Raw genomic sequence first — 1,181 nt, forward strand, 5'->3', positions numbered from 1 at the left:
CGCTGGAAACGCTCGGCCATAGCGACAATCGGCTTTACGACGGGTCGTGGACGGAATGGGGCGGTCTCAGCGACACGCCGGTGGTGACAGGGAAAGAATGATGCAAAACGGCGCGCCCCAAGATATCGACGTCACGGTCACCTTCCTGGAGATGCATGCCGCACCCGCGGTCTCGCCGCCGATCCCCTACAACCGCCAGATCGCGCTGCTGAAGACGAAAGATATCCCGCTCCATTTCTACCGCTATCTGATGGATCGCGTCGGGCGCAAATGGCATTGGGTCAATGTGCTGAGGCTGAGCGACGAGGAGCTTGCCGCCGGCCTGCACCGCGAGGACCGCGACATCCGCGTGCTCTATCTCGACGGCGCTCCCGCCGGTTTCTTCGATCTCAAGCCGCATCTTCCGGACGAAGTGGAGCTCGCCTATTTCGGCATGATGGAACATGCGCACGGCCAGGGCATCGGCCGCTGGTTCCTTGGGGCCGCGATCTCGGCGGCCTGGGCGCATGGCCCAAGGCGCGTCACCGTGCAGACCTGCACGCTCGATCACCCGGCGGCTCTGCCGCTTTACCAGAAGCTCGGCTTCACGCCGGTGGCGCAGAAGAAGGAGGTCGTTCGTCCGCTGACCTTCGCCGAGCGCTCGGCCAGCGTCATGCGAGGCTAAAGCCGCTCCCCGGAATTGCCCTGCGCCTGAACATCCCGTTCATCGCCGCTTCAGACTGTCTTTGCCATTGTCCGGCCGTATTACGAGGCCGAGCCTATAGGAGACAAAGACATGTTGACCCGACGTACATTTGCCGTGGCCATGATTGCGGCAATTGCCATGCCGAGCCTGGCGTCCGCGCAGGCGACCACGCCTTCGGCCGCGACGATCGAGCGGCAGCTCGACGCCGCGCCAAGGAAGAAGCTGCGCCCCAATGAACGCGTCACCATTCGCGAGTTCAAGCGCCGGCCGGATCTGCGGCGCATGGCGCGCTCGATCGACATCCAGTCGATCAATTTCGAGTTCGGCTCGGCAGCCATTGCCCCCTCGCAATACGGCAAGGTCGAAATCATCGCCGACGCGCTCCACCGCATCCTGCGCCACGACCGCGGCGCGCGCATCCTGATCGAGGGCCACACCGACGCCGTGGGTTCCTTCGAATCCAACCAGGTTCTGTCCGAACGCCGCGCCGCCTCGC

2 protein-coding genes and 1 pseudogene are annotated in these 1,181 nt (G+C 64.3%); all 3 read left to right on the top strand.

The window, feature by feature from the left end; genetic code table 11:
• A pseudogene (locus tag EOD07_RS38925) lies at nucleotides 1-101 on the top strand (sulfurtransferase); the annotation flags it as partial.
• Nucleotides 101-664, top strand: coding sequence for a GNAT family N-acetyltransferase (locus tag EOD07_RS35115; RefSeq protein ID WP_041006755.1), 564 nt, complete (start codon nucleotides 101-103; stop codon nucleotides 662-664). The pseudogene EOD07_RS38925 and the gene EOD07_RS35115, both read left to right, overlap by 1 nt.
• A 111-nt stretch (nucleotides 665-775) precedes the next feature.
• The coding region (locus tag EOD07_RS35120) for an OmpA family protein (protein ID WP_127238413.1) at nucleotides 776-1,181 on the top strand (406 nt) is incomplete at its 3' end.

The sequence above is a fragment of the Mesorhizobium sp. M2C.T.Ca.TU.002.02.1.1 genome (assembly GCF_003997225.1).